The organism is Vibrio sp. V19_P1S1T109 (assembly GCF_002241375.1).
Lineage (GTDB): Bacteria > Pseudomonadota > Gammaproteobacteria > Enterobacterales > Vibrionaceae > Vibrio > Vibrio anguillarum.
Window position 1 is genome coordinate 1 of the sequence record NZ_NDIM01000283.1, and the last position, 8,254, is coordinate 8,254.

The following is an 8,254-nucleotide window of genomic DNA, read 5'->3' on the forward strand; positions in this document are numbered from 1 at the left end:
GCAAGCAAGGTTAGGAGCGCGGCGGTAAAAAACGATCTCATTGGGCTTTTCTCAACATCTTAATTCAGTGTAAACGTGGAAAAGGGCTCATCTGAGCCCTTGGATTTTTCATCTTATTATTAGAATTCGTGATCTGCAGTATCTGGATTGAGGTTATCAATCCCAATCACTGAAGCGGTACGTTCTATCGAAGCGGTTTGAGCCACTAAAGCCATAATGGCTCCATTGACTATCGCGTTGCCTTGGGGGTTATTAGCCGCGATCAATTGATCGAAATGCTGATTATCTTTTTCAGCCGACGTCACTAATTTACCGACTTCAGCACGCGCACTGTCAAACTGCTTCTGAATCTCTTTGGCTGCTTGTGCATCCTTTTGTGCTACTAAATCATTCAGGCTTGGGCCTGTTAGTACCTTTCCGTCTTGACGCTGGTAAGAACCCGTATAAAGGTTGTAAATACCTTGTTCATTGTAGTAATGAGAGTTATGGGTATTATCTGAGAAACAATCGTGCTCATCTTCAGTCGAGTTTGCTTCTAGCGCCACTTTCATACGCTCGCCCGCTAATTCGCCCAGTGATAAAGACCCCATACCAAATAACATCTTACGCAAACCATTGTCTGCTGATTCCGCAAGCAATTCATGACGGTAATTGGCTTTTTCATCCGCAGACCACTGTTTTTCCATCCATGCCAAATCTTGCACGAGCAGCTGAGCTGCCGCTTTTAAGTATTGAGCACGGCGATCACAATTGTTATTGGTGCATTCGCTACCCACGACAAAATCCGTGTAAGCACGAGCACCGGCTCCCGCATTGGTGCCATTTAAATCTTGGCCCCACAGTAGGAACTCAATGGCATGATAACCTGAAGCGACGTTAGCTTCAGAGCCACCAATTTCGTTTAAGCTGGCAATCAGCTCTGGTGTGATAGTGGAGACATCAATCGTTGTCGCACCAATTTTCAACGTTTGGTTGGCAATGATGTTAGCGCTGGCGCCTTCATTGCCCAGTTCATATTGGTAATCAGTAGCGACGTAGTCAATCAGCCCTTCATCAAGAGGCCAAGCATTGAGTTGCCCTTCCCAATCGTCAACAACGGCATTGCCAAAACGGAAGACTTCGGACTGCTGGTAAGGCACTCGCGATGCTAACCACGCTTGTTTCACCTCTTCCAATTTAGCCGCCGAGGGAGTCATCAAGAACTGATCGATTGATTTTTCTAATGATTGAGCGGTCGTCAGCGAATCAGCAAACACGGCATGGGCAATATTGGCATAATGTTCAACCACCTGCTCCTTAGTGACGGTAGCCGCAAATGACGCACTACTTGCGATGGCAAGTGAGGCAGCAATTGACTGAATAAGAAGCGTGTTAACTTTCATGGGAGCATCCTTGTTGAGGCGATTTGAGCGTTATTTTATGGTAGTGCTAATTATTATCATTTGCACTTTTAGTCGCCGATAATACAAATTATCCATTTTTTTGCAAGGTAAAAACGCCAAAAACCTCACCGAAATGAGGTTTTTGGCTGTCATCTATAAGTCTGAATTATAGTTTTAAGTTGTGTTTGCCATGGGAAACTTTGGCCTTGAGGTAATTTTCATTACCCGACTTAATATGTGCCGCGGTATTCACGACCTCTACAATTTCAATACCATGCTCCTTCAGCTCACGACTTTTTTTAGGGTTATTAGTGACTAAACGAATCTTGGTCACATTTAACGCTTTCAACATCTGCGCCGCTTCAGTGAAATCACGCAAGTCGTCACCAAAGCCAAGATGATTGTTGGCTTCATAGGTATTCATCCCCGCACTTTGTAAGCGATAGGCATCAATTTTGTTGTACAGACCAATGCCTCGACCTTCTTGACGCAAATAGAGGATAATGCCGCCAACTTCGCCCATTTTATTAATGGTTTCTTCTAATTGTTCACCACAATCACAGCGTGATGAGTGAAAAACATCGCCCGTTAAACACTCTGAATGCATACGGACTAAAGGAGTTTCCTGAGTAACATCAGCGGATTTAAAAATGACCGCAACATGTTCTTTGTCTGTTTTCAGTCCTCTAAAAGAGAGTATTTCGGCGTCAATATTGCTTTTTAGACCGACTTTGAAATCCACTCTGGCTCGTACTTCCGCCATATCTACACTCACTTGAATAATTGCTTGTTGCAATGCTGAATTGATTTGCATTCGAATTGACCCATTGATGACCTAACTATGGGGATAGATACTCCCCTTTTCAATAAAAAGATCACTTGCTGAGAAATGTTATAATATAACAATTTTCAGCAATCAAAAGAAAAAATCTCACCACTTCACGTTATCTTGTTCAGTTCAAAGACAAAACACGTTGATTATTAGACTATATTCCATAGTCAGGACTCACACTCAACATCCAAAATAAGGAAAAATCATGCTGATAGGTTTCGACATTGGTGGCACCAAAATTGAAATTTGCATACTGGATAAATCAGGAAACACCCTATTTAAACACCGAACCCCTACCCCACATGAGTACGAGCTTTTTCTAAGCACCTTATGTCAACTGGTTGCAATGGCCGAAAGCGAAACTCAAACTCACTGCCAAATCGGGATTGGACTTCCCGGAGCCATCAGCCCAGCGACAGGGCTTATCAAAAATGCCAATTGCACTTTTTTAAATGGTCGAGATTTAAAAGCCGATCTGTGCGCTCGCCTGCAACGCAATGTTGTTATTGCCAATGATGCCAATTGCTTTGCGCTGTCTGAAGCGGTCGATGGTGCCGCCAAAGATGGTAACGTAGTCTTTGGCGCGATTTTGGGCACAGGTTGCGGCGGCGGTATTGTAATCAACAAGCAGGTATTGGTCGGTGCGAACGCCGTATGCGGTGAGTGGGGGCACAATCCGCTGCCAAGTTTTACCAATGAACGTGATGGACCTAATCGCCACTGTTATTGCGGACGCGATAACTGCATTGAACTCTTTATCTCCGGTTCTGGCTTAACAAAGAGTGCTCAGTTGATTGGTCAACAAGAGTGGAATGCAGCCGAAATAATCACTCGCCACCAGCAGCAAGACCCACAAGCAACAAAGCTTTACCAACAATTGATTGATCAAATGGCGCGCAGCTTTGCTTGCATCGTCAATGTGTTGGATCCTGATGTGATAGTGCTTGGCGGAGGATTATCAAACGTAGCATCGCTGTATGTTGATCTGCCTCGGGCAACAGCGAACTACGTTTTTTCTGATAGTGCACAGATTGTGTTTACCCAAGCGAAATATGGTGACAGCAGCGGCATCCGTGGTGCAGCTTGGCTAGGTTTGAACTAGCAGAAAGTGATTAAAGTCACAAATTTAGTCATCGGAAAATTAAGTAAAGCAAGTGTTTTACATATTAAATGACTGATATTTAAAACATACACTCCTAATTCTGTTTATATTTCACATCAACACACAAATACAAATGATAGTAATTACCATTTAGATCCAATATCATTGCGCACAGCTTAAATCTGTTATTGATGAATAAGGTAATAACTCAGATGTACACTAAAACACTACTATCAGCCTCCATATTGCTAGCGCTTTCCCCTGCTGCTCTCGCAGAAGAAGTTTCTCGATTCGATGAGGTTGTTGTTTCGGCAACGCGAACTTCTCAAACCATCGAAAATACCGCCGCTTCTGTTGCTGTCGTTTCGAGCAAAGACATTGAAGCCAATATGGCAAAAGATGTCGCAGCTATCCTTGAATATACCCCTGGAGTTTCAACCAATAGCTCATCTCGCCAAGGTGTACAGACCATCAATATTCGCGGCGTAGAAGGTAATCGAATCAAAATTATGGTTGATGGAGTCACACAAGGACAAGCATTCGACGGAGGTCCTTACTCTTTTGTCAATTCGAGCGCTATCAGTATCGATCCCGATATGGTGAAGAGTGTTGAAGTCATCAAAGGTGCGGCGTCAAGCCTTCACGGCAGTGATGCCATTGGCGGTGTCGTCGCTTTTGACACCAAAGATCCTCGTGATTTCCTAAAAGGAGACGCAACCACAGGCGGACAAGCAAAGCTTTCCTACTCTTCAGAAGATAAATCTTTCAGTGAACATATTGCCATTGCAAATAAAAGTGGCAATTTAGAGACCTTGGTCGCCTATACTCGCCGTGATGGACAAGAGCAACAAAATTTTGCCGATCGTAAAGAAAATTATTCGATAGAGAGTCAAGATAGTGCAAAAAATGACTTGCTACTTAAGCTCCAATATCAACTGAGCGATGCTCACCGTTTGGAGTTCTTTGGTGAAGCACTGCATAACAAAACAGATTCTGATATCGCTCATTCCAGTTACAAAAACTATCATGGTCAAGATACAACGAAACAGTATCGCCTTGGCATCAAACACATTTGGCTAGCTGACTCTGCCATCGCAGACACCATTACTAGCCGAGCATCTTGGCAAAGCAAAGAAGATAACGGCTTAACGCACCGTTTTCAGCCAGCATCGTCAGGAAGGCCTCCTTACACTCCAGCCAATGCGGACAACCAACAAACCAAAGATTACTTCTATAATGAAGATAAAATTGAATTAGAAACGCAACTGGATAAGTTAGTTACCTTAGGCCAAACCGAGCATAACTTTATTTATGGTTTAAGTTTTGCCAGTAGCGATATTTCAAATACCAATACAGAACTCAACTCGGATCCTGCCACGCCAAATCAAGTTTTGGTTTATACACCGGATGCTACAGACCAAAAAATCGGCCTCTTTGTTCAAGATGAGATCACCCTTTTGAGCGGTAATTTGATTGTCACACCAGGCCTTCGTTATGATTCATTTAGCACCGATCCCGGTGGTAGCACCACAGAACCCCTCGTTAAATTTGACGATTCAGCACTCACCAGCCGTCTTGGTGCACTGTACCGCATCAATAATCAACATTCGGTATTTGCTCAAGTCAGCCAAGGTTTCCGTGCCCCTAACTTTACTGAGCTGTACTACACGTATGACAACATTGCTCACAATTATGTGAACGATCCAAACCCATACCTTAAGTCAGAAAAAAGCTTGGCCTATGAATTGGGTTATCGTCACAATACAAACTCCTCGGCAACTGAAATTTCTGCATTTTATAGCGATTATGATGATTTCATTGAACAAGTCATAACAAAGAAAGAGAACAAGATAGAGCACTACTCTTATGTCAACTTAAGTGAAGCGACGATCAAAGGAATTGAATTATCAAATCAATTAAAATTGGATCAGTTAATTGGAGCCCCGAATGGTATATCAACACGCCTAGCGGCAAGTTATAGCAAAGGTGAAGATGGTAACGGACGCCCATTGAACAGCGTAAACCCATGGAATGTTGCCGCAGCACTAAATTATGATGATGACAGTACCACTTGGGGTACTAGCCTGAAGTTAAATTATACTGCAGCGAAGTCAGCCGGTAATATCAACCGTGATAAGCTTAATAGCGGTACAGAAAACCAAGTTGAACTGCCGAGTGCGACCATTGTCGATATCACCGCTTACTTTAAACCAATGCAAGATGTCACGATTACTGCGGGCATATTTAACTTAACCGACAAAGAGTACTACCGTTGGAATGATATCCGCGGTAAAACAAGCTTAGATAACGACGACTCTCAAGCTGAGCGTAACTATGCTATTACCGCTAAATATGAGTTTTAGCGATTAAACCATTATTCACAAAGCCAGCGTTATGCTGGCTTTGTTGTTCCATGAACTCCTCAATAAAAAAGGCTAGATAACTAGCCTTTTCTTACAATGTCCAATGTATCTTGAGCGATTAAGATTACGCGTTGGAAATTTTCTTATGCCCTTCATCAAGGTGCACAAAATCAACCATGTCATCACCAGACACTTGATACGCCTGGCCAAAGCCTTTCACATAAAGACCTTTTTCTACTTTCAACTGGAATAAAGCAAAGTCTTGCAGCTGGCTTAAGCCGTCAATGATCTCGCCAAAACGAGCTTGCATTTGACCAATGACTTGCTGCCATAATGCCGTTTCACGTGGTACGACACTCGCAACGGCGTCAAACGTCAGCCGTTGACGGGCAAAAATCTGTTTTGATGAGCCTTCGTCTGCAATCATCATCAAGGAGACGTGCGGGTTCACCTCCAAGTTACGCGCATGACGAGCGATGTGCGAAATCAGCACAAAGTAACCTTCTTGGTTTTGTACAAATGGCGCGTAACTCACATTCGGACGGCCTTCCGCGTCCACTGTAGCCAATTGCAATGTACGGCGTTCTTGACGAAACTCTTGGATTTCAGGTTCCAATCGTCCTTGTAATCGCTCTTGTTTGATCTGCTGATCCATGACTTTCTCCTCGACCCTTTCGCATTGCGTTCAGGGCTTATCGTTATATCAATATTATTGGTTGGAATGAACGTCTTGTTGTAGTGCTTTAAAACGTGCGACTTGCTCTGCAATCAGTTCGCGCTTTTCATCTCGGCCTAGATAAATTTTAAAAATGTTATCGCCTTGCTCACTAAAGAAACCAAAGTAATGACTTTCACGTCCCATAAAAGGCTTGCTGACTAAAGCAACGTGTTGGATGGATTCCAACTTTAAGTGGCCGTGTAACTCGCCCTCTTTACCCATCAAGTTATAATAGCCACGAGCCAACTTCCCTTTTGGAAAAGGTGCTTTCACTTCAAATATAGAGCCAAAAGAGTGGACAATCGTTGTGACCATTCCCCAATCCGCTAATGATTCCAACAGCGATTGAGCCTGAGCACCATCAACAATCGCAGCCATCTCTTTAGGCAATGCCTGCACCACTTCAAATTCAGTCACATTCAACTCTTGCGCCATCGCTGCCGGCAATAAGGTCGGTTGTTGCTCTAATAAAGAGGCCACTTTCTGTTCAAGTAAATCCATATTCATTTCCAGTTTGCTATCAGTGTTGAATCACTGTGTGTTAAATCCGTGCGTTCCGTAAATTCGTTATGTAAAACTTTAATGCATGATTGCGCCAAACTTACGGCCCAAAATCCACCCGCCAAAGTGGAGACTAGATAATCCTCTTCTAGTTTAACTAAACCTGCCTGCTGCCAATGCTGAAGCAGCGGCGTTAGGTAGTCAAAGCAATCCAATCCCATAAACTTGGGTAAGGCTTTACGCGCTAACACGCCCCGGTCAAAGCCTGATTTAATCGCGGCAAAGACAGGCTCTAGTGCGTGTTGTTTCATCATCATGGCGAGCGGAGGCTGTTGCTGTTTCATCGCTTCCATATACGCTTCAAGACTGCGATGCTGCATCATGCTGTATCCACCAATATTACCTCCTGCGCCGCAACCTACTGGCAACACCTCTGCAAAGGTTTTTGCTAGGCTGTTGTATTGGCTGCGCTCTCGGTTATCTTTCGCCCAATGGTTGACACTCAGCGATTTGAAATGGTGTTTGGCAAAAAATTGAACGCCAATTTGGTACATGCTGGCTTTGTCTGGTGTGGTAGCAGGCGCGGGTATTTTCCCTTTCTCAACCAAATTCAACATTGGTGCGCTACCTGAAACCAATAACTGATACAAATCGATACCCTGTGCCCCTGTGCTGACGAAGTCATGCAAATCTTGCTCGAAAACGTCCAAGGTTTGATAAGGCAAGCCATACAATAAGTCGAGAACAATGGGCGCTTCTTCTCTTTCACTCAAATTCGTGATGCGTTCTAACACGACTTCACGATCATCAAGACGTTTTGCACTGCGGCGAACTTGAGTATTAAAGCTTTGAATACCAAATGAAAACCGGTTGAATCCACCTTCAAGCGCACTCTCAAACATTTCATCACTGAAACGGTTAATGCGCCCTTCTAAAGTGATTTCACAATCATTTGATAATGGATATAGACGACGAATGCTTTGGCCTAACTGCTGTATTTGCTGCGCTGAGAGATCGGTCGGTGTGCCACCGCCAATATAAACCGCATGAAATAAACCAGATTGTGTCCAAGCCAATTGGGATTTTTGCTCAAGCTCAAGCATCAACGCTAAGAAGTAATCATCGACTAAACTTCGACTCGCGGCATTTTGAAAGAAGTTACAAAATGTGCAGCGTACTCGGCAAAAGGGAATATGGATGTATAAACAACGTTTATTGGCGCGCTCGCTGCTCTGCGACGTTAATTGTTGCCATAATCGAGGTTGCTGCTCCGCACCAATGGGAATTGCCACTCCTCCCGCATGAGCGGAATGTTTTTGACCAAAAGCAAAACGCAGTGGGTCGTCTGTTCTCGCC

At 43.8% G+C, this 8,254-nt stretch carries 7 protein-coding genes; 2 read left to right on the top strand and 5 right to left on the bottom strand.

The window, feature by feature from the left end; genetic code table 11:
• Window positions 1–119: 119 nt before the first annotated feature.
• The gene (locus B9J87_RS13740) at window positions 120–1,382 is read right to left on the bottom strand and encodes an imelysin family protein (protein ID WP_094151257.1); all 1,263 of its coding nucleotides are present in this window, start codon (window positions 1,380–1,382) and stop codon (window positions 120–122) included.
• Window positions 1,383–1,548: 166 nt separating this feature from the next.
• Window positions 1,549–2,196, bottom strand: coding sequence for a GTP cyclohydrolase II (locus B9J87_RS13745; protein ID WP_013856740.1), 648 nt, complete (start codon window positions 2,194–2,196; stop codon window positions 1,549–1,551).
• Window positions 2,197–2,419: 223 nt separating this feature from the next.
• Here B9J87_RS13745 and B9J87_RS13750 point away from each other — a divergent pair, with 223 nt between their 5' ends.
• Both B9J87_RS13750 and B9J87_RS13755 read left to right on the top strand, forming a co-directional pair.
• Window positions 2,420–3,316 carry an ROK family protein gene (locus B9J87_RS13750; protein ID WP_094151260.1) on the top strand — a complete coding sequence of 299 codons (897 nt, stop codon included), beginning with the start codon at window positions 2,420–2,422 and terminating at the stop codon, window positions 3,314–3,316.
• Window positions 3,317–3,528: 212 nt separating this feature from the next.
• Window positions 3,529–5,679: a TonB-dependent hemoglobin/transferrin/lactoferrin family receptor gene (locus B9J87_RS13755; RefSeq protein ID WP_094151263.1), complete on the top strand. Its 2,151-nt coding sequence runs from the start codon at window positions 3,529–3,531 to the stop codon at window positions 5,677–5,679.
• Between the two features lie 124 nt (window positions 5,680–5,803).
• On the opposite strand, the gene hutZ is transcribed toward B9J87_RS13755, so the two are convergent.
• The 3 genes from hutZ to hutW form a co-directional block, all read right to left on the bottom strand.
• A complete protein-coding gene (hutZ, locus tag B9J87_RS13760) occupies window positions 5,804–6,334 on the bottom strand; it encodes a heme utilization protein HutZ (protein ID WP_017044790.1) in 531 nt (176 codons plus the stop codon).
• Window positions 6,335–6,388: 54 nt separating this feature from the next.
• On the bottom strand, window positions 6,389–6,898 hold the full coding sequence (hutX, locus tag B9J87_RS13765; protein ID WP_094151265.1) for a heme utilization cystosolic carrier protein HutX: 510 nt from the start codon (window positions 6,896–6,898) through the stop codon (window positions 6,389–6,391).
• A gap of 2 nt (window positions 6,899–6,900) precedes the next feature.
• Window positions 6,901–8,254 (bottom strand): heme anaerobic degradation radical SAM methyltransferase ChuW/HutW (hutW, locus tag B9J87_RS13770; RefSeq protein WP_094151267.1); only part of this gene is annotated, 1,354 nt, incomplete at its 5' end.